At 65.2% G+C, this 18,214-nt stretch carries 20 protein-coding genes and 1 pseudogene; 9 read left to right on the forward strand and 12 right to left on the reverse strand.

All coding sequences use genetic code 11. The features are described from left to right. The first annotated feature begins 3 nt into the window (after window positions 1–3). Window positions 4–738 (forward strand): Vgb family protein, encoded by a 735-nt coding sequence (locus ACYZGB_RS00595; protein WP_462386191.1) that lies wholly within the window; start codon window positions 4–6, stop codon window positions 736–738. Window positions 739–745: 7 nt separating this feature from the next. Here ACYZGB_RS00595 and ACYZGB_RS00600 read toward each other — a convergent pair whose 3' ends face one another. After that, window positions 746–1,126 (reverse strand): VOC family protein, encoded by a 381-nt coding sequence (locus tag ACYZGB_RS00600; RefSeq protein ID WP_462386192.1) that lies wholly within the window; start codon window positions 1,124–1,126, stop codon window positions 746–748. A gap of 242 nt (window positions 1,127–1,368) precedes the next feature. Between ACYZGB_RS00600 and ACYZGB_RS00605 the strand changes: the two genes are divergently transcribed. The 4 genes and pseudogenes from ACYZGB_RS00605 to ACYZGB_RS00620 form a co-directional block, all read left to right on the forward strand. Continuing rightward, the gene (locus ACYZGB_RS00605) at window positions 1,369–1,956 is read left to right on the forward strand and encodes a flavin reductase family protein (RefSeq protein WP_462386193.1); all 588 of its coding nucleotides are present in this window, start codon (window positions 1,369–1,371) and stop codon (window positions 1,954–1,956) included. A 199-nt stretch (window positions 1,957–2,155) separates the two neighbouring features. Next, on the forward strand, window positions 2,156–3,289 hold the full coding sequence (locus tag ACYZGB_RS00610; RefSeq protein WP_462386195.1) for a Fic family protein: 1,134 nt from the start codon (window positions 2,156–2,158) through the stop codon (window positions 3,287–3,289). Window positions 3,290–3,330: 41 nt separating this feature from the next. Beyond that, entirely contained in the window at window positions 3,331–3,681 is a 351-nt protein-coding gene (locus ACYZGB_RS00615) for a YdeI/OmpD-associated family protein (protein ID WP_462386197.1), read from the forward strand. A gap of 113 nt (window positions 3,682–3,794) precedes the next feature. Further along, window positions 3,795–3,893, forward strand: a pseudogene (locus ACYZGB_RS00620) (YdeI/OmpD-associated family protein); the annotation flags it as partial. A gap of 113 nt (window positions 3,894–4,006) precedes the next feature. On the opposite strand, the gene ACYZGB_RS00625 reads toward ACYZGB_RS00620, so the two are convergent. The 5 genes from ACYZGB_RS00625 to ACYZGB_RS00645 all read right to left on the reverse strand — a co-directional run bounded on the left by ACYZGB_RS00625 (window position 4,007) and on the right by ACYZGB_RS00645 (window position 9,204). Next, window positions 4,007–4,855, reverse strand: a complete 849-nt coding sequence (locus ACYZGB_RS00625) for a restriction endonuclease (RefSeq protein ID WP_462386198.1) — start codon at window positions 4,853–4,855, stop codon at window positions 4,007–4,009. Between the two features lie 40 nt (window positions 4,856–4,895). After that, window positions 4,896–6,860: an AAA family ATPase gene (locus tag ACYZGB_RS00630; protein WP_462386199.1), complete on the reverse strand. Its 1,965-nt coding sequence runs from the start codon at window positions 6,858–6,860 to the stop codon at window positions 4,896–4,898. Window positions 6,861–6,968: 108 nt separating this feature from the next. Beyond that, window positions 6,969–7,478, reverse strand: a complete 510-nt coding sequence (locus ACYZGB_RS00635; protein ID WP_462386201.1) for a nuclease-related domain-containing protein — start codon at window positions 7,476–7,478, stop codon at window positions 6,969–6,971. A gap of 314 nt (window positions 7,479–7,792) precedes the next feature. Continuing rightward, entirely contained in the window at window positions 7,793–8,278 is a 486-nt protein-coding gene (locus ACYZGB_RS00640; RefSeq protein ID WP_462386203.1) for a hypothetical protein, read from the reverse strand. A 176-nt stretch (window positions 8,279–8,454) separates the two neighbouring features. After that, window positions 8,455–9,204, reverse strand: a complete 750-nt coding sequence (locus ACYZGB_RS00645) for a tyrosine-protein phosphatase (protein ID WP_462386205.1) — start codon at window positions 9,202–9,204, stop codon at window positions 8,455–8,457. Between the two features lie 165 nt (window positions 9,205–9,369). Between ACYZGB_RS00645 and ACYZGB_RS00650 the strand changes: the two genes are divergently transcribed. Continuing rightward, window positions 9,370–10,200 carry an AraC family transcriptional regulator gene (locus ACYZGB_RS00650; RefSeq protein WP_462386207.1) on the forward strand — a complete coding sequence of 277 codons (831 nt, stop codon included), beginning with the start codon at window positions 9,370–9,372 and terminating at the stop codon, window positions 10,198–10,200. Here the strand turns inward: ACYZGB_RS00650 and ACYZGB_RS00655 are convergent. From ACYZGB_RS00655 to ACYZGB_RS00680, 6 genes are all read right to left on the reverse strand, one after another. Continuing rightward, on the reverse strand, window positions 10,161–10,508 hold the full coding sequence (locus ACYZGB_RS00655) for a DUF2834 domain-containing protein (protein ID WP_462386209.1): 348 nt from the start codon (window positions 10,506–10,508) through the stop codon (window positions 10,161–10,163). The two genes, ACYZGB_RS00650 and ACYZGB_RS00655, sit on opposite strands and share 40 nt — an antisense overlap. Window positions 10,509–10,770: 262 nt before the next feature. Beyond that, window positions 10,771–11,121: a DUF4124 domain-containing protein gene (locus tag ACYZGB_RS00660; protein ID WP_462386211.1), complete on the reverse strand. Its 351-nt coding sequence runs from the start codon at window positions 11,119–11,121 to the stop codon at window positions 10,771–10,773. Window positions 11,122–11,189: 68 nt separating this feature from the next. Further along, complete coding sequence (locus ACYZGB_RS00665; protein ID WP_462386212.1) at window positions 11,190–11,783, reverse strand: YbhB/YbcL family Raf kinase inhibitor-like protein; 594 nt, start codon at window positions 11,781–11,783, stop codon at window positions 11,190–11,192. 114 nt (window positions 11,784–11,897) lie between these two features. Then, window positions 11,898–12,674 carry a helix-turn-helix transcriptional regulator gene (locus ACYZGB_RS00670; RefSeq protein WP_462386214.1) on the reverse strand — a complete coding sequence of 259 codons (777 nt, stop codon included), beginning with the start codon at window positions 12,672–12,674 and terminating at the stop codon, window positions 11,898–11,900. 85 nt (window positions 12,675–12,759) lie between these two features. Then, the gene (locus ACYZGB_RS00675; RefSeq protein WP_462386215.1) at window positions 12,760–12,981 is read right to left on the reverse strand and encodes a hypothetical protein; all 222 of its coding nucleotides are present in this window, start codon (window positions 12,979–12,981) and stop codon (window positions 12,760–12,762) included. After that, entirely contained in the window at window positions 12,978–15,917 is a 2,940-nt protein-coding gene (locus ACYZGB_RS00680) for a DNA topoisomerase III (RefSeq protein WP_462386217.1), read from the reverse strand. The genes ACYZGB_RS00675 and ACYZGB_RS00680 overlap by 4 nt, the downstream gene beginning before the upstream one ends. Window positions 15,918–16,038: 121 nt before the next feature. Between ACYZGB_RS00680 and ACYZGB_RS00685 the strand changes: the two genes are divergently transcribed. The 3 genes from ACYZGB_RS00685 to ACYZGB_RS00695 are packed head-to-tail and all read left to right on the forward strand — an operon-like array spanning window position 16,039 to window position 18,207. After that, window positions 16,039–16,593, forward strand: a complete 555-nt coding sequence (locus tag ACYZGB_RS00685; protein WP_462386218.1) for an SET domain-containing protein — start codon at window positions 16,039–16,041, stop codon at window positions 16,591–16,593. Next, the gene (locus ACYZGB_RS00690) at window positions 16,590–17,444 is read left to right on the forward strand and encodes a biotin--[acetyl-CoA-carboxylase] ligase (protein WP_462386219.1); all 855 of its coding nucleotides are present in this window, start codon (window positions 16,590–16,592) and stop codon (window positions 17,442–17,444) included. Before ACYZGB_RS00685 ends, ACYZGB_RS00690 begins: the two co-directional genes overlap by 4 nt. 22 nt (window positions 17,445–17,466) lie before the next feature. Then, the gene (locus ACYZGB_RS00695) at window positions 17,467–18,207 is read left to right on the forward strand and encodes an SPOR domain-containing protein (RefSeq protein WP_462386220.1); all 741 of its coding nucleotides are present in this window, start codon (window positions 17,467–17,469) and stop codon (window positions 18,205–18,207) included. Window positions 18,208–18,214 lie beyond the last annotated feature (7 nt).

Here is an 18,214-nt window from a genome sequence, read left to right on the forward strand (position 1 = left end):
GACATGACCGACACCACCCTGGAAGCCCCCCGCGACACCGCCTGCAGCAGCCAGCCCGGCGACACGCCCCCATCGCACCTGCAGCTGCCCATTGCCTCGCGCCGCCCTGCCGAGGTCGTGCGCGAGTACGGCCCCTTCAACGGAGCCAGCGCCATCCACGGCGTGACGCACGACGGCCAGCGCGTGTGGGCGGCCACGGGCGAACAGCTGGTGGGTTTTGACCCCGCCAGCGGCGCCACCACCCGCACGCTGGACGTGGTGTGCGACGCGGGCACGGCGTTCGACGGCACGCACCTCTACCAGATCGCCGAGGCGCGCATCGACAAGATCGACCCGGCCACGGGCCAGGTGCTCGCCACCATCCCCGCGCCCGGCGGCGGCAACGACTCGGGCCTGACCTGGGCCGAAGGCAGCCTGTGGGTGGGCCAATACCGCGACCGCAAGATCCACCAGATCGACCCGGCCACGGGCACCGTGCTGCGCACCATCGAATCCAACCGCTTCGTCACCGGCGTGACCTGGGTGGACGGCGAGCTGTGGCACGGCACCTGGGAGGGCGAAGAAAGCAGCCTGCGCCACATCGACCCCACCAGCGGCGCCGTGCTGCAGCAGCTGGACATGCCCGCAGGCGTGGGCGTGAGCGGGCTCGAATCCGACGGGGCAGGCCTCTTCTACTGCGGTGGCGGGGGCAGCGGCAAGGTGCGCGCCGTGCGGCGGCCCGGCACCCAGAGCGCCTGAACCCGCATCACTTGGGCGGGCGGTGCAGCGCGCAGAGCTTGTTGCCGTCCGGGTCGCGCACGTAGGCCAGATAGAGCCGCCCGCCCGGGCCTTCGCGCCAGCCCGGCGGGTCTTCGCAGGTAGTGCCGCCATTCGCCACCCCGGCGGTGTGGAAGGCATCAGCCTGCTCGGGCGACTGCATCGCAAACCCGATGGTGCCGCCATTGGCAAAGGTGGCGGGCTCGCCGTTGATGGGCGTGGTGATGCCAAAGGTGCCGTGCGGGCCCCGGTAGAAATAGCGGTTCTTGTTGGCAATGCCGGGCGGCACACCCAGCGTGCCAAGCAGCGCGTCGTAAAACACCTTCGACACCTCCAGGTCGTTCACGCCGACCATCACATGACTGAACATCGTGTTGTCTCCATAGAGCCCCAAGGGGGCAGTTGATAGAAGCTGAGAAGCAGGAGCATGTTACTTGCTGGTAGCACCGGGACGGCGCCGCCCCGGGTGCGCGGCTCTCTTCAAAACCCTGCGGCTGCCTCGCCCCGGTTTTTCAAGCCAAAATGGCCGTCTGCGCGCGACCATCATGCGCCAATAGCTATTAAATACATAGCAAACACCCCCCATCCACAGCGCCCTCCGCCCCGCCCCTCATGCCAACCCCGCCCCACGCCCGCGCCGTCCCCCTCGACAAGGCCTACCGCCTGCTCAACCACGGCCCCACCGTGCTGGTGTCGGCCGCGCACGCGGGCCAGCACAACGTGATGGCGGCATCCTGGGCCTGCGCGCTCGACTTAGCGCCGCCCAAGGTCACGGTGGTGCTCGACAAGGTCACGCGCACCCGCGAGCTGGTGGAGGCCAGCGGCCAGTTCGCCCTGCAACTGCCCACCGTGCCCATGGCTGCCCTCACCGTCGCCCTGGGCACCGACAGCGCCAAGACCCAGCCCGACAAGCTCCAGCGCCATGGCGTGGAACTGTTCAGCGCCCCCGGCCACCCCGCGCACGCCACGCCCCCGCTGGTGCAAGGCTGCGCCGCCTGGCTCCTGTGCCGCGTGCTGCCCGAGCCCCACAACCAGCAAGCCTACGACCTGTTCATCGGCGAAGTTGTTGCCGCCTGGGCGGATGAGCGCGTGTTCCGCAACGGGCACTGGGAGTTCGACACCGCGCCGGATGACCTGCGCACGCTGCACTACGTGGCGGGGGGGCAGTTTTATGCGACGGGGGCGTCGGTGCGGGTGTGACCCGTATCGGCAGGCCCAACCCGGGAGATTCTTCAAAAATTTGATAAAAATGCTGCTTTGCGCGCTATGGAAGAGCGGTAGCAGCTATCAAATTGAGAGCATTTTCTGGCCCATCGCTGAACCCGACGGCACGGCCTTGCGGTGAATACACGCCACATTCACCGCATAAGTTGCGGCGAATAGGCACCATAATCGCCGCATGTGGACCGAGAAAAAAGCCCCCCGCCGCCGCATCTACCTGTGGCAACGCCCCGACTGGCCGCAGTGGCGCTTGGATGCGGCCGCATTGGCGGCCCCGCTGGCCGAGGTTCACCGCGCCCAGGGCCACCTGGCCGGGCGCATGGCCGACGTGGGGCTGGCGCAGCGCGACCAGGCCACGCTGCAGGCGCTCACGCAAGAGGTGGTCACCACCAGCGCCATCGAAGGCGAAACGCTCGATCTGGACGCCGTGCGCTCCTCCATCGCCCGCAGGCTGGGCGTGGACATCGGCGCCCTGGCCCCCGCAGACCGGCATGTGGACGGCGTCGTGGACATGGTGCTGGACGCCACCCAGCACTACAGCCAGCCCCTGACCGCTGAACGCCTGTTTGGCTGGCACGCCGCCCTGTTCCCCACCGGCTACAGCGGCCGCACCCGCATCCAGGTGGGCGCGTGGCGCAACGATGCTGCGGGCCCCATGCAGGTGGTCTCCGGCCCCGTGGGCCGGGAAACCGTGCACTACGAAGCCCCTCCCGCCACCCGGCTACCCACCGAGACCACCGCCTTCCTGCAGTGGTTCAACCGCCCACCAGTGGGCGACCCGTTGATCCACGCGGGCCTGGCCCACCTGTGGCTCGTCACCCTGCACCCCTTCGACGACGGCAACGGCCGCATCAGCCGCGCCGTGGGCGACATGGCCCTGGCCCGCGCCGAAGGGACAGCGCAGCGCTTTTACAGCCTGAGCGCGCAAATCCAACGCGAACGCAAGCACTACTACGACCAGCTTGAAACCACCCAGCGCGGCCCGCTGGATGTGACGCCCTGGCTGGACTGGTTTCTGGGCTGCCTGCTGCGAGCAGTACAAGGCGCAGAAAACCTGCTGGCCGGGGTTCTGGGCAAGGCGCAGTTCTGGCAACGCTGGGCCGATGTGCCGATGAACGCACGGCAAACCCTGGTGCTGAACCGAGTGCTGGACGGCATGGAGGGCAAGCTCACCAACGCCAAGTGGGCGGCCATAGCCAAATGCTCATCGGACACAGCGCTGCGGGATATCAATGACCTGCTGGAGCGCGGCGTGCTGCGCAGGCTGGAAGGTGGGGGGCGGAGTACGGGGTACGAGTTGTGTGCCAAATAGGCTGCGATCCTCAGTGAAAAAACGCAGGTAGCTATCAATACATGAGCAACACCGCGCATCACACCTTTGAAGCGCCAGAGCCACTCCACGCGTGGCTGCAGGCAAGCCACACCAGCGAGACAGAGCTGTGGGTGCGCACCTTCAAAAAGGCCACCGGCCAGCCCAGCGTGACGTGGGACGACTGCGTGGTGGCAGCCATCGCCTGGGGCTGGATCGACGAGATACGCAAGACATTGGACGACACCTCGTTTCTGCAACGCCTCACGCCACGCCGTGCGCGATCTAACTGGTCGCAGAAAAACGTGCAGCATGCCGAGCGGCTGATAGCGCAAGGGCGCATGCAAGCCGCTGGCCTGGCGCAGGTAGGAGCCGCACGCAGCGATGGGCGCTAGGCCACCGCCTACGCCGGCAGCGCTACCGTGGTGATGCCTGAAGACTTTTTGGCAGCGCGCTACAGCAAGACCCCGCTGCCCACGCTTTCTACGCCACGCTCAAACTCAAACGCCAGAGCCTATTCACAATCTACCACCGGCTGCAGAGTGCCAAGCGGCCGGAAACGAGGGAGAAGCGGATGGCGAAGTTGGGGCGGGGTAAAAGCCCTTGATATTCACGGCCAGTGCGAGGAGTTCAAACGCTGGTTTTGTGAGCCAAATTGAGCTTTAACCACGACCCGCCGTGGAGTACGCCCAAGCAGCTGTGAAATACATAGCACGTTGTTTATGCAGGAAAGAGGTCCCGCACGCGTGCGAATGGCAAACCTGTCTCAGCGGCCCTGCGCACCTTTTTTTCGAGGACATGGTTCAAGGGCAGCTCGCGGCTGAGCGTGTCGAAGAGGTCGAGCCCGTCCATGCAGATCACCCGTTTGCCCCGACCAAATGCGACGAGCCCGTCCTCGGTGAAACCACTGTGGCTCACGAAGAGCCCTCGGGTCCATGCAGCCTTCTGTTCTAACTTGCCATGGAAGGTGTGCAGGTCTGCCACGCCCGTTTGGGCGTCCTGCCACTTGGCCTCCACAAGATAGGTTTCGCCCTGAAGCAAGAAGCTACCGTCAATTTGTTCGCCCCTAAGCCGAAACGGCTCGCGAGCTTCCAGCCCAAAGACATTGAACAGATCACGCAGCAGGGCCTCGAACGCATAGCCCCGCGCTTGCGGCGTTAGCTGGGTGAATCCGAGCAAATCGCTCCGCAGAGCCAAGAGCCTCAGGCGATCAAACGCTGGCTTTGGTGGTTGGCCGGATGCCTGCACGACATCCGGCTTGCCTTCAAGGCGATTCAAGAGCGACAGCAGGCGTCCCTCTGCGTTCTCGACCGACTCCGCTTTATTGGCTTGTTGTCTGATGGCTTCACGGTACTCCCAAAGCGCTTTGAGCGTCCGAACCACCGTCGGAATATCAACCTTCTGCAAGTAGCAGCGCAGTCGCTTGCCTTTGGAACGGCCATTCTCGGCGTAAGTCGGATCATCGATATCGACGTTAAGCTCCTCGGCGAAGAACTGCGACAAGGTTCTGTCCGAAAAATTCAGGACGTACCCACCACCCATCTCGAAGATTTCATCGAGAAACAGCATGTCAATGGATCGAATATTGGGCATATTGCCAGTGGCACGCTTATGCCAGCAGATTGTTAAATACCTTGAACACTTCCTCAAACCGGTCGAGGGTCGCATTAACCGCAGGCGTATCTGCATCCAACGCAGATGGGTTTTCCAAGAGCCAACGCGATGCTCCAAAGTGGTCGAACTCGGCGACCGTCGCAGGCATTAGCTTGAATAGGGCCTCTGCCTTCTTGACGATGCGTGGAGTTGGAGCCGCTGCCATCAGAGCATCTTTCGCCACCGCGTTGGTAGTAGGCGGCTTGTAGGCACCATTGAGCATCTCGACGAACAGGTCGGCATCGAACAGGTCCTCTACATCCGACTCGGCCTGATTGGTGAAGTCTGCGCAGGTGTAGAAATGCCCTGCCTTCAGGATATCGGCCTTCTTCAAATTCTCGATCTTGGTCTTATCCCCATTGGCGATATCGGAAAGCACCGCCACATTGATCCTGTTTCCGCCGAAAAGCCGCACGAACGGGGCAATCTTGTCGATGCCGCCGGAGGGGCACAACGTCCACTTCGGATCGAGCCCAACGCGTCGGCGCTTAGTCAACGCCTGAGACACAACCTGCAAATAGAGGATGTCCGACGGGCCTTCGACCAGCCATGTGTTCGCGCCGATGAAAAGCGACTGGGTCACCTCATATCCCAACGCGCCTTGAAGCGGGAAAAGCGTGTCGTCGTTGACCTCCAACACATCGGATCGAACCTTTGTGCCTTTGACCTCGGGCCTCTTGCCTGGCTTCTCGATAACCACGTCCTCAACAATTCGGACATCGGCAAGACGATCCATCGGCACCATGAATGGAGAGTGGGTGGTAAAGATGACCTGGTGATCCGGCAGCAGCCGTTCGACGATGTAGCGCAGCAAATCGCCTTGCGCCTTACCGTGCAGGGTCAAACCTGGCTCGTCCAATAAGATGATGGCATTACCGTTGCCCGGTGTTTTTCTCAACTGCTTGAACTGGGCGAGAAACGAGAAGAACCAGACAAAGCCCGCACTGCGCTCTGACAGGGGCAGCGTCGCTTTGTGATTGTTGTTCTTGATCCGGATTTCCGCCACTGTGCCGGTGTTGAATGGTGCGGGGTCCTTGGCCTTTCCACTGTCGATGTCGATGACCACTTCCAATGCGTTGTTCTGGCTCCAGAACTGGAAGATTTCTTCGGTGATCTCATTGCTTGCAGCCTCGCAAGTGGCTTTTAATGCCTCCCGACGGTCAGCCTCCAGCAGCGCCTCTAGCGTCGTCCCCGCATACTCCAAGAAGGCAAGAAAAATCTGGTCGCCGACGGAAACCGTCTTGTTCTGCTTGTCTTGTTGGAGCTTCTGAATCGAGACCATGCCCGACATGCGCTCGAAGTGCGAGGTGAAGAAGAACTTCGGCTGCCTAGCGAAGAGGACATCGATCACACCCTTGATGAAACTGGACTCCCTGCATTTCTTAATGTCTTGAAGCAGTTCTTCTTGCTTCGGAGTTCTCTTGGCCAATCCAGTGAGTGCCTTGTCTGCTGCAGGCCCATCCGCCACACCATGCAAGACGTTTCGCTCGGTCGCGTCAAGGACATGCTTGGTGAGCATATTTTCAAGCACCTTTGCACTATCGACATCAATGATCCAAATGTGACTGTCGTCGTATCGAAATCCAAAGTGGACCTGAAACGTGTCACCCTTTAAGACTCCGGATCCGAATCGCTTTTCCACAGCGGCCATATCCGCTGCTTCAAGCCGCCACCATGTCCTGATAACCTCTGCGGTCCCATCCTCATGCCGATCGTCGAACCGAGTCGAGAAGCGCCGCGGGTAGTCAATGGTTTCATCGAATTCAAACGCCTGAGAAGGTTTCAGGCCGCGCATCGCGCTCAGCAGCGCAGTCTTGCCCGCCTCGTTTTTGCCGACCAAGCAAGTGAGGTCGCCAATCTCGAATTCCCCGCTGTCCTCTACGGACCGATAGTTCTGGACACGGGCTTTTGTTAGCTTCATAGCAACCTTCCCTTCTTGGCGTACTGTTGAATTTGAATTTTTAAAAGGCAGCGAGCCTTATCAGAACTCGTCCACCGTATCGCGCTTGGGCGGCGGAACTTACGGTTTTTAAGAGACATTCGATAGACGTTTTTCAAACCCGCCGCCGCCACTCAATGTGAGAACCAGCTTGTTTTTCGCCCGCGTAGCCGCTACACGAAACAGCACCACGCCATAGCTCCAGGCAAACACCACCTCACCCTGGCGCCGGCCATCGGGGTGCACAAGGCGTTTGTCAGCACGCAGCGCGCCGAGCACGGCATGGGCGTATTTGCGGGCCTGGGCGAAGGGCGACTGGATGTGTTTGGGTTCGCCGCTGGCGTTGTCCAGAATGGTCCACTCGTCTTTGCTGGCCTGCACGATGGTGCTCAGGCGGAAGTCTTTGACTTCCAGAATCAGCAAACCCCGGCTGGGGTGCAGCACGATGAAATCAGGATGCAGTTGCTGGGGGCCTACGGGCACGTCGTACCAAAGCAGGTAGTCGTCGTCAAGCTTTTGCTCCAACCGCTCTGCCAGGCGCCGCTCGCCACTTGTGATGCGCGATGTACATGCGCCCAATGCCGGTATCAATATCGCCATGCCGCCAGTTGCCTCCCTTGCTGGTGCGCTGCCTACGTGTGTATTTGTAAATGCACTGTAGGGGGAGCCAGGGTGGTGCGCAACCTTTGAATGTCAAAGAACGAAGCCAAAGGCGTGCGGCGAACGCCTTTGCCCCGAGACTGCGCAAAGGCAAGAATTCAAGATGAATCGACCAACGCCACTTGCAAGCAACGCCCAGCAGCTCCCAGCGGCACTGGCTTGCCCAGCCCGCTGCGTCTGTCTGCTCAGGTGTGGGGGGCGATCACGCAGCATGGGGTTGGCCCCACCGAGCCCCCTCCCCCCCCCCCCCGCCCTCACAGCCCGCCAGACGACTGCGACTGCAGCTCCCGGATGCGCAGGCCGCCAGGGGTGCGGGCCAGCACCATCGCGTCTTCGCTGGTCACCGTCATGCTGGGCAGGCCGCCTGCCTGCACCGTGGTGCGCTGGGTGTATTGCAGCCGGGCGGTGGTCCACGGAAAGCCGCCGCGTGTGATGCGCACGTTGTCGAACTCGGTTTGTGTGCTGGCCTGCAGCACCGTCAACGCGGCGGCCGATTGCTTGAGGTAGCCACACATCTCGGCCTTGCCGCCCTCGACCTCCCAGCGCCCGCGCTGGCCCTTGGCGGTCAGCTCGACCTTGAGGTCATCGGCGTAGTCGTCACAGGCCATGCTGTCGCCCTGCATGCTGCGCGCGGCGTGCTGTGTCATCCAGCCCATCACGCGCGGCTCGGAAAACGCCAAACGGCCATGCGCATAAAAGCCACCCAGCAACACCAGGGCGATCAGTACCAGTCGGATCATGAGAGCAAGGGCGCACCAAAGCGCCGCAGAAAAGTGAAGGAGGGTATGCTACCCACGCGGGCCCACGGAATTCGGAGCATCGGCGCTGCGCCACGGGAAAAAAAGGGGCCTGCAGCGCACAAGCAACAGTGCGCCATGGTCGGTGGGCACGCCAACCAGCAAGGCACATCAGGGCGTCACACCGCCTGCAGATACCGCCCTGCCAATTCCTTCTGCGCAGCGGCGTCCACGCCCAGCACATCCACCAGATACGCCTGCACGCCGCCAAAGTCGTTGTCCACCATGTGCAGGGCGGCGTTCAGAAACTCCTCCTGCACGCGCCACAGCACGGCCAGCACTTCTTCGGGGGCGTGGCTGCCCATGCCGGGGGGGCGTTGGTAGAGCGCGTTGGTGAGCAGGTAGTCGTGCATGACCACGTCGCGCGGCACACCCAGCGTGAGCAGGATGAGGGCAGCGGCAAAGCCGGTGCGGTCCTTGCCTGCGGTGCAGTGGAAGACGGTGGGCGCATCGCTGGCCAGCAGCAGGCGGAACAGCTCGGCAAAACGCGGAGCGTTGTCGTGCACAAAACCCCGGTAGGTGTCCTGCATCAGGCCCACGGCGTCTTGCGCGGTGAGCTGGCGGCCGGTGCGCTGCAGCTCCAGCGCGCGCTGCACCACAGTGGGCTCGATGTGCAGCGGGTGGTAGGCCACGCCGGGCAGTGCGTAAGCGTAGGCGGCGCTTTCGGCCTGGCCGCGAAAGTCCACCGCGCGGGCCACACCCAGGTCGGCCAGCAGGGCCTGGTCCTGCGCGGTCAGGCTCGCCAGGTGGTCAGAGCGGAAGATGCGCCGCCACTTCACGGGCCGCCCGCCGTGGCCGGTGTAGCCGCCCAGGTCGCGGAAGTTGGTGGCGCCTGCCATGGGCAGGGATCGGGTAGGGGTTGGCTGCATGGTGCGGGGCGCGGGTGTGCGTGGGCCGGTGGGCGAAGCGCAAAGCATAGTCGGGGCGTGCGGCAGACGCGTGTCGCGCGGGTGGCTGGCGCACCTGCCGATGGCCGGGGCATGGGCCACTGCGCCTTGCACGCAGGTGTGCAAAATCCAGGCATGCAGCGTTTGGTGCCCGTCCCCCCCGATTTACAGCCCTGGCTGATGGCCGCCGTGGTGGTCGATGCCCCGGCGGCGTTGGCACAGTCGCATTTCCCGGCCATGGTGTCGAGCATGCTGGTGGTGCGGCTGACAGGCCAGGTGGTGTGCCGGGGTGAGCCCGTGCCGCCATCGGCCCGGATGAGCGCCAGCGCCACGGCCACGGTGTACGAACACAGCGGGCCAGTGCAGGCCGTGGGGCTGGTGCTGCAGCCCGAGGCCGCAGCGGCGCTGTTTGCCAGCGCGCACGGGCTGGTGAACACGCTGCGGCCGCTGGCAGAACTGGTGGGCCCCGCGTGGGCCGAGGTGGAACACGCAGTGCGCGCGGCGGCGGACGATGGTGCACGGCTGCAGGTGCTGTGCGACTTCATCCGCCAGTGGGTTGCGCCGCCATCGCCTTGTGAGGCGCGGCGGCATCAGGCGCTGGCTTTGCTGCACGCGGCCAGCGACGATGCAACAGACGCGGGCCAGCGTCTGGGCCTGAGCCAGCGGCAGTTTGAACGCCGCTTTGTGGCGCACTGGGGCATGGCGCCCAAGCAGTTTCAGGTGATTGCGCGGCTGAACAGCACGCTGGGCAACGCCCTGGCTGCGCCCGGCGACCCGGTGGTGGGCCTGGCGGTGGACCAGGGCTACTACGACCAGTCGCACATGGCGCGTGATATGCGCAGGCTGGCGGGCCAGCCGCTACAGGCCCTGGTGCAGGGCAGCCGCAGCCCGGTCAGCGAACACTGGCCCCTGCAGGTGGGCGCGCAGGCGCAGCCGGGTCAGCCGCTGGAGCGGGCTGCGTCCATCCGCAAGCGCTGAGCCAGGTACAGCGGCATCACAAACGCGAGGCCAATGCCGAAGCAAGCCGCGATATAGGCCCAGCGCCACGCGCCCAGGCGGCGGTCGGCCGCCACCCAGGCCGAGAACGCCACAGCGGCCAGGTACACATCGCAGGTGATGCCGGTGGTGAGCGCATTGGCAAAGGCGTCGCGCCAGAAAACATCGGGCATCACGCTGCCCCCGGCCAGAAAGTACACGGTGTTGAAGTACCAGGGGATGGCCAGGCCCAGGGCGGCCAGCGCCCACAAAAATACACGCAGGGATCGCGAGACAGGAGGGTTTTGCATCGGTGAAACGGCCCGTTTGCGCAGGCCGCAGGTGGTGAATCCAGCCACCGATTGAACGCGCGCCACCCCGTGCGGGCTAGGAAAAAAACGACATGTGAGGCAGAGCGGCCCACCACCAGCGGTACCTCATACCGGTATGCGTTCAAAAAAACAAATCCGTTCACGCTGAGCCCGTCGAAGCGCCGCGCGAGGCTTCGACAGGCTCAGCCCGACCGGTTCTTGTTTATTGAACGCAAACTGGTATCAGCCGCCCACCACGCAGCTACTGCGCAGGCGGCAGCGACGTGAGCGCGCCATCCACCGGCAGCTCCTGGCTGCCCTTGGGGCAGGGTTGGTCGGTATAGGTGGTGCGGCCGTCCCGCACACATTTGCGCGGCTGCGGGGCCACGGGTTGGGATGCTCCCGCCTGCGCGGGGCGGGCCTGAGCGGCAGCGGGGCGCTTGTCGGGCGGCAGGGACTCGGGCCCGGGGCGGGTGATCTTTTTCCAGGCCTGCTCAGTCCAGGGCCCGGCCTGGGGCAGCCACTGGTCGGCGGTCCACCAGGCTGCGGCGGCAGCGGCCAGCAGCAGTGCGGCCACAAGGGACCAGAGGGCTCGTTCGCGGGTGCTGCGCATGGGGGTGGGCCTGCGGTGGGGTGGATGACCACCAAGCTTAAAACATCACAGCGCCCCAGCCCACAAGGTCACGGCTGCTTGCCTTTGGCCGCAGGGCGCCCGTAGCGTGCCGTGAGCGTGGCCTTGCCCAGGCTGTTGGCGTTGATCATGTACCCGGCCAGCGCGGCGGTGGCGTCGGCGGGCAGGTCCAGACGCGGCACCTTGAGCGCATGCACGGTGAAGATGTAGCGGTGCGGCGCATCGCCCTCGGGCGGGCAGGTGCCGCCCCAGGCTGCCACGCCGTAGTCGATGCGCACATGGCTGGAGCCTGCGGGCAGCTTGGCGCCACCGGCAGCACCCGCGTCGGGCCGCAGCTCGGTCACGCTGGCGGGGATGTTGACCACCGACCAATGCCACCAGCCCGAGCCCGTGGGGGCATCGGGGTCGTAGGCGGTGATGGCAAAGCTCTGCGTGCCCGCAGGCGCACCGCTCCAGCGCAAGGCGGGCGACTGGTTGTCACCCGCGCAGCCAAAGCCCTTGAACTCGAAGCGCTGGGGCAGCGTGCTGCCTTCGGCAAAGTCGGGGCTGGAGAGCGTGAAGGCCTGGGCCTGGGCGGCCAGTGCAAGGCCCAGGGTGGCGACGGCAGACAGGGCGCGGAGGGGGCGCGAAAGAGGAAAAGACATCAGAAAGACTCCTTGCGATAGCGGGGTGAAACAAGGGCTTGATGGTGCGGTGCGGCGGGCCATGGCACTGGCCCGGCGGCGTCAAAGGTTGTGCGCGGCGCGTCAGCCGCAGCGTCAGGGGCGCAGCTGCGAGGGCGGAAAACCAAAACGCTCGCGGAACGCGGCGCTGAAGCGGCTGTGCGATTCGTAGCCGCAGCGGGCCGCAATCTCGGACACCTGCAGCGCGGAGCTTTGCAGCAGCACCAGCCCCGTCTCCAGCCGCACGTCGCGCAGGCATTGGCTCACGGTTTCACCCTCTTGGGCCAGGCGGCGCTGCAGGGTGCTGGCGCTGGTGGCAAACGCGGCGGCGATGCGCTCCAGCGTCCAGTCGGCCTGCGGGCTGGGGCCGATGAGGCGGCGCACGCGCTCGGCCCAGCCCAGCTCGCCCGGCGGGGCAAACACGATGCCCGCCTCGGCCAGCATCAGCAGCACTTCGAGCGCACGGTGTTCGCGCAGGGCCTGTGAGCTGGCCTCACTCTCCAGCGCGGCCACGGCGCGCATGTAGCTGTCTTCAAACGCCGCATTGGCCGCGAGGCCCGCACAGCCTTGCACAGGCGGCACGGCTGCAAACTGGCCGAACTGGCGGTGGAACTGCTCCACCAGCTCGGGCGCAAAACACAGCAGCCGCGCCACGTAGCGGCCCTGCGGGGCGGGGTCGTTGACGATTTCCCACTGTGCGCCGCGCGGCAGCACAAACACGCGCCCGCTGGGGTAGCGATGCCCGCCCCCGGGCGTGACCAGGTGTTTGGTGCCCGACACCACCCAGCCCACCGAATCCATGCGCACCGTGACGGTGTGGATGCGGTGGTGGACCGTGGTGGCAATCTGCAGGGACAGTGCGGGTTCCATCATCCATCTCTCCCGTGTGGCGCCCGCTCCGTCCATCGCGCTGCGCCGTGCTGGGTGACGGCAGGCTTCGCGCGGGTGCGGGGTGCCGTCAGCGCGTGCGCTCTCGCGTCACGCCCACATCGATATCGCCAAACACAGTCACACCGCTGGCGCCCTGCGATGGCTGCGGGTTGGCGGGGTCGCTGGACCGTGCGGAGCCCGGCGCGCTGCTGCAACCGCCCAGCACACCGACAACGGCCAAGGCCACCAGCGCGGTGCGCCACACGCCCAGAGCAGGCGATGCAGTGGGCTCGGCGCTGCGGGGCTTCATCCTTCGCCGCCCAGGTGGTTGCCCAGGATGCCCGCCAGCTCGAACATGCCCGCGCTGTCCTTGCCAAACACGGCGCGCAGCTTGTCGTCGGCGACGATGGTGCGCTTGTCCTTGGGGTCTTGCAGGTTGTGGGTCTTGATGTATTCCCACATCTTCTTCACGGCCTCAGGCCGGGCCACGGGTTCGTTGCCAATCACGGCGGCCAGGGCGGCGCTGGGCGCCTTGCCTGCGGCAGCCTTGCGCGGGGCTTTGGCGGCGGTGGTTTTGGCGGCAGCCTTCTTTGCAGGGGCTTTTTTGGCCGCTGCGCCCGTTTTGCCTACCTTGGCAGCTACTGTTTTTGCAGCAGCACCCGGGCGTGGGGGGAATTTGCTGGGCGCAAATTCAAAGTTGACCTTGCCCGCCTCCTTGTCCCACGCCAGGTGGGCCTTGAAGTTGCGGCGCGTGCGCATGCTCACAAACTTGTCGAGCAGGTCGGTCTTGCCGGTCTCCAGCAGCTTGGTCATCTGCTCGCGCTCCACGGGCTGCTGCAGGATGATCTTGCCGCTCTTGAAGGTGCAGCTGGGCGTGGGCTGTGCGGTGGTGGGCACGGCCTTGCTGCACACGTAGTTGCTGCCGTGCTCGTGCACTTCCGATCCACAAATGGGGCACGCGCCCAGCGAGGCGTCTTCAAACTCCACGATCTCGCCAGACTCTTCGCCCTTCTTGTCGTCGCCAAAGTCGAATTCGAGCTTGTAGTTGTGTGCCTCGTCGTCGTACTTGATGACGATCTCGGACGTGAACGGCCAGCCCGCCTTGGAGCGGAAACCTTCCAGCGGGCCGATCTTCTTGTCGCGCAGCAGGGTGTTGGCCTCGGCCGTCTCAAACGTGCGGCCTGCGGGCGACTTGCCAAAGCTGAAGCCGCAGGCTTCCCCGCCGGCTTGACCGGCGGCTCCTGATCCAGCAGGCTTGCCCACACAGGCAAAGCGGCGGTAGTTTTCCTTCACCACACCGCCGCAGTTGGGGCAAGGCGATTCGAGCGTGGCGTAGTCGCCGGGGATGGTGTCGCGGTCGTATTCCTTGGCCTTCTTGACCATGCGCTCGGTCATGGCGGCGATCTCGGCCATGAAGGATTCGCGGCTGAGCTGGCCCTTTTCCATCTGCGAGAGCTTGAACTCCCATTCGCCGGTCAGGTCGGCGCGGCAGAGTTCCTCGACCTCCAGCCCGCGCAGCAGCGTCATGAGCTGGAAGGCCTTGGCCGTGGGGATGATCTCGCGGCCTTCGCGCAGCATGTACTTCTCGGTCAGCAGGCCTTCGATGATGGCCGCGCGCGTGGCAGGCGTGCCCAGGCCCTTTTCCTGCATGGCCTCGCGCAGTTCGTCGTCGTCGATCTGCTTGCCAGCGCTTTCCATGGCGCCCAGCAGCGTGGCTTCGGAGTAGCGGGCTGGCGGCTTGGTCTTAAGGCCCTTGGGGTCGGCGGCCAGGATGTTGACGCTCTCGCCAGGCTTCACGGGCACCAGGTTCTGGCCCTTGTCGCCGTCCTTGCCACCTTCCACTTCGTCGGCCGCTTCCTTGCCGTAGATGGCCAGCCAGCCCGGCTTGACCAGCACCTTGCCTTCGGTCTTGAAGCTGTGCGGGGCCACGGTGCTGATGCGCGTGGTCACCGTGTATTCAGCGCTGGGGAAGAACACCGCCATGAAGCGGCGCACCACCAGGTCGTACAGCTTTTGCTCGGCCTCGCTCAGGCCACTCGGTGCCTGCAGCGTGGGGATGATGGCAAAGTGATCGCTGACCTTGCTGTTGTCGAAGATGCGCTTGGACGGGCGAATGTAGTTGTTGTTCAGCGCGGTGAGCGCGTGCGGCGCCAGGTGGCGCATGCCGCTGTCAGCCAGCATTTCAAAGGTCTGCTTGGCCACAGGCAAATAGTCTTCAGGCAGCGCGCGCGAATCGGTCCGCGGGTAGGTCAGGGCCTTGTGGCGCTCGTACAGGCTTTGCGCCAGCGCCAGCGTGGTCTTGGCACTAAAGCCGAACTTGCCATTGGCCTCGCGCTGCAGGCTGGTCAGGTCGAACAGCAGGGGTGACGCCTGGGTGGTGGGCTTGCTTTCTTCGGTGACGGTGGCCTGTTTGCCGCGCACAGCGTTGGCAATGGCCGTGGCTTCGGCAGCAGACCAGACACGGTCCGCGCGCATTTCCACATCCTCGCCCTTCTTCCACTTGGGGTCGAACCACTTGGCGGGGTACTCGCCGGCTTCGGCGCCGAAGGTGGCGTGGATTTCCCAGTAGTCGCGACTGATGAACTTGCGGATCTTTTCTTCGCGCTCCACCACCAGCGACAGCGTGGGCGTCTGCACCCGGCCCACGGTGGTCAGGAAGAACCCGCCGTCGCGCGAGTTGAACGCCGTCATGGCGCGCGTGCCGTTGATGCCCACCAGCCAGTCGGCCTCGGAGCGGCTGCGCGCTGCACTGGCCAGGCCCGCCATCTGCTGCTCGGTGCGCAGCGCACTGAAGCCGTCGCGGATGGCCTGGGGCGTCATGCTCTGCAGCCACAGGCGCTTGACGGGCTTGCCCAGGGGCTTAGCGCCACCGGCGTACTGTTCGATCAGGCGGAAGATCAGCTCGCCCTCGCGGCCCGCGTCGCAGGCGTTGATGAGTTCGGTCACGTCCTTGCGCTTGGCCTGCTTGACCACCGCGTTCAGGCGGCTCTTGGTCTTATCCACGGGCTTGAGGTCAAAGAACGGCGGGATCACGGGCAGGTGGGCAAAGCTCCACTTGCCGCGCTTCACGTCGAACTGCTCGGGGGCCTGGATCTCCACCAGGTGGCCCACGGCGCTGGTGACTACATAGCGGTCGTTCTCGAAGTGGTCTTCGTGCTTGTCGAACTTGCCCGCCACGGGGGTCAGTGCGCGCACGATGTCTTGCGCCACCGAGGGTTTTTCTGCAATTACCAGGGTCTTGGTCATTTTTTGGTTTCTCGCCAGTCTGACTGTCCGGCATCCGGCCGGTCGCTTCTACAATTCGTTGCCTCACGCGTACACGCGCACGCGCATGTGTGTGCATATTCAAGTTAACAGAGTTTTTGCCATGCCCCGCACCGCACCGCCCGCTGCCCCCACTGTTGCACCAGGCCGCCGCATCCAGACCCGGCGCTCGGGCGTGCATGGCAAGGGCGTTTTTGCCGTGCAGGATATTGCAGAGGGCGAAGTCCTTGTGGAGTACACGGGCGAAGTGATCGGCTGGCAAGAGGCGCAGGACCGGCACCCGCACGACCCGCTGCAACCCAACCACACGTTCTACTTCCATGTGGATGAAGACCATGTGATCGACGCAAAGTTCGGTGGCAATTCGTCGCGCTGGATCAACCACAGCTGCAACCCCAACTGTTATGCCGATGAGCGGGACGGCCGCATTTTCATCACCGCGCTGCGCAACATCAAGGCGGGCGAAGAGCTCAATTACGACTACGGCCTGATCATCGAAGAGCGTTACACCCCGAAGCTCAAGGCCGAATACCCCTGCTGGTGCGGCAGCACCAACTGCCGGGGCACGCTGCTGGCGCCCAAGCGCGGCTGGGCGCCTCCCGTGCCGCTGCCACCGTCCAAACCTTCCGCCAAGGCCGCCAAAAAGGCCCGGCGATGAATGCCCCCATCCGCTGGCCTGCCGAGGCCGTCTGGGAAGCAGTGTCACCGCTGTTACCGGGCTTTACCGTTGAGGTGCTGCCCACCATCGACTCCACCAACACCGAACTCATGCGCCGCGCGCGCGCAGGCCAGTGCGAGCCCACGCTGCTGGTGGCCGAGCAGCAGACCGCCGGGCGCGGGCGGCTGGGGCGCGTGTGGCAGAGCGATGTGGGGGCTTCGCTGATGATGTCTTTGGGCCTGCCGCTGGCGCCCAAGGACTGGTCGGGCCTCTCGCTGGCCGTGGGTGTGAGCGTGGCCGAGAGCCTGCAGCCCGTACTGCCACCGCTGGGCACAGGCCAGCCTGCGCGCGTGGGCCTGAAATGGCCCAATGACCTGTGGCTGGGCGGCGCAGCGGGCGACCGCAAGCTGGGCGGTATCCTGGTGGAGACGGCGAGTTTTGTGGCGCCCCAGGCGATCTCCGCCCAGACGGGCGCGGCCACCACACGCTATGTGGTGGTGGGCATCGGCATCAATGTGCTGCCGCGCAGCGCCGAGGGCATGAGCATGCCCCCTGGCAGCCTGCAGGACGTGGAGCCGGGCCTGGATGCCCCCACCGCCCTGCTGCGCATCGTGCCACCGCTGGCGGCCATGCTGCAGGCGTTTGAAGGCTATGGCTTTGCGCCCATGCAGCCCCGGTTCGCCGCGCGCGATGTACTGCAAGGCCGTGCTGTGACCTTGAGCGATGGCCACACAGGCACCGCGCACGGCGTGGGCGACGATGGCGCCCTGCTGGTGCACACGGCGGGCGGCATGCAGGCCATCACCAGCTCCGAAATCAGCGTGCGGCCCAGCGCCGTGCCGCCGGTTTAAGAACGCCCGCAGAAAGGCCCCCATGCTCCGACTCGCCGTGATCGTGCTGCTGCTGGCCAACGCGGGCTACTTCGCGTGGTCGCAGGGCCATCTGCGCCCCTGGGGCTGGGCCCCGCAGGAGCAGGCCGAGCCCCAGCGCATGAACCAGCAGATCCGGCCCGAAACGCTGCAGATCCTGAAGGTGAATGCGAGCAAGACCTCCTCCAGCGCGCCGGTGCCCGCCCCTGCCGCTCCGTCTGCGCCCACCGCCAGCACCACAGCCGCCAGCACCACAGCCGCCGACACCCCCGCATCCACCGCCGCCACGACCGCCGACCCCACCGAATGCCTGCAGGCCGGTGTATTTGACGAGCGCCAGGCCGAGGCCCTGCGCACCGCCGCTGCAGGGCTGCCCCAGGGCAGCTGGGCGCTGGAGCCCACGCCCATTGCAGGCCGCTGGATGGTCTACATGGGCCGCTTCGAAGACCAGGAAACGCTGGACAGAAAGCGGGCCGAACTGCGCGCGCGCAAGGTGGACCACGACCGCGCCGGGGGCACGCTGGAGTTCGGCCTCTCGCTGGGCCGCTTCACCACCAAGGACGCCGCCGAGCGCGAGCTGGCCAACCTGGGCACCAAGGGCGTGCGCACGGCCCGCGTGGTGCAGGAGCGCCCCGACGCCCCCGGCTTCACACTGCGCCTGCCCGCCGTGAACGATGCCCTGCGCCCCCAGCTGGATGCCCTGCGCAGCGCCATGGCAGGCAAGACGCTGCGCAGTTGTATCTGACAACAAC

The organism is Acidovorax sp. Q11, assembly GCF_054950075.1.

Bases quoted from the DNA above. Each gene is read 5' to 3' on its own strand.
- ACYZGB_RS00655 (WP_462386209.1), bottom strand. From the start codon at position 10,508: ATGCAAAACCCTCCTGTCTCGCGATCCCTGCGTGTATTTTTGTGGGCG.
- ACYZGB_RS00640 (WP_462386203.1), bottom strand. From the start codon at position 8,278: ATGATCCGACTGGTACTGATCGCCCTGGTGTTGCTGGGTGGCTTTTAT.
- ACYZGB_RS00635 (WP_462386201.1), bottom strand. From the start codon at position 7,478: ATGGCGATATTGATACCGGCATTGGGCGCATGTACATCGCGCATCACA.
- ACYZGB_RS00675 (WP_462386215.1), bottom strand. From the start codon at position 12,981: ATGAAGCCCCGCAGCGCCGAGCCCACTGCATCGCCTGCTCTGGGCGTG.
- ACYZGB_RS00595 (WP_462386191.1), top strand. From the start codon at position 4: ATGACCGACACCACCCTGGAAGCCCCCCGCGACACCGCCTGCAGCAGC.
- ACYZGB_RS00605 (WP_462386193.1), top strand. From the start codon at position 1,369: ATGCCAACCCCGCCCCACGCCCGCGCCGTCCCCCTCGACAAGGCCTAC.
- ACYZGB_RS00630 (WP_462386199.1), bottom strand. From the start codon at position 6,860: ATGAAGCTAACAAAAGCCCGTGTCCAGAACTATCGGTCCGTAGAGGAC.
- ACYZGB_RS00695 (WP_462386220.1), top strand. From the start codon at position 17,467: ATGCTCCGACTCGCCGTGATCGTGCTGCTGCTGGCCAACGCGGGCTAC.
- ACYZGB_RS00615 (WP_462386197.1), top strand. From the start codon at position 3,331: ATGAGCAACACCGCGCATCACACCTTTGAAGCGCCAGAGCCACTCCAC.
- ACYZGB_RS00645 (WP_462386205.1), bottom strand. From the start codon at position 9,204: ATGCAGCCAACCCCTACCCGATCCCTGCCCATGGCAGGCGCCACCAAC.
- ACYZGB_RS00600 (WP_462386192.1), bottom strand. From the start codon at position 1,126: ATGTTCAGTCATGTGATGGTCGGCGTGAACGACCTGGAGGTGTCGAAG.
- ACYZGB_RS00625 (WP_462386198.1), bottom strand. From the start codon at position 4,855: ATGCTGTTTCTCGATGAAATCTTCGAGATGGGTGGTGGGTACGTCCTG.
- ACYZGB_RS00685 (WP_462386218.1), top strand. From the start codon at position 16,039: ATGCCCCGCACCGCACCGCCCGCTGCCCCCACTGTTGCACCAGGCCGC.
- ACYZGB_RS00660 (WP_462386211.1), bottom strand. From the start codon at position 11,121: ATGCGCAGCACCCGCGAACGAGCCCTCTGGTCCCTTGTGGCCGCACTG.
- ACYZGB_RS00670 (WP_462386214.1), bottom strand. From the start codon at position 12,674: ATGATGGAACCCGCACTGTCCCTGCAGATTGCCACCACGGTCCACCAC.
- ACYZGB_RS00610 (WP_462386195.1), top strand. From the start codon at position 2,156: ATGTGGACCGAGAAAAAAGCCCCCCGCCGCCGCATCTACCTGTGGCAA.
- ACYZGB_RS00690 (WP_462386219.1), top strand. From the start codon at position 16,590: ATGAATGCCCCCATCCGCTGGCCTGCCGAGGCCGTCTGGGAAGCAGTG.
- ACYZGB_RS00680 (WP_462386217.1), bottom strand. From the start codon at position 15,917: ATGACCAAGACCCTGGTAATTGCAGAAAAACCCTCGGTGGCGCAAGAC.
- ACYZGB_RS00665 (WP_462386212.1), bottom strand. From the start codon at position 11,783: ATGTCTTTTCCTCTTTCGCGCCCCCTCCGCGCCCTGTCTGCCGTCGCC.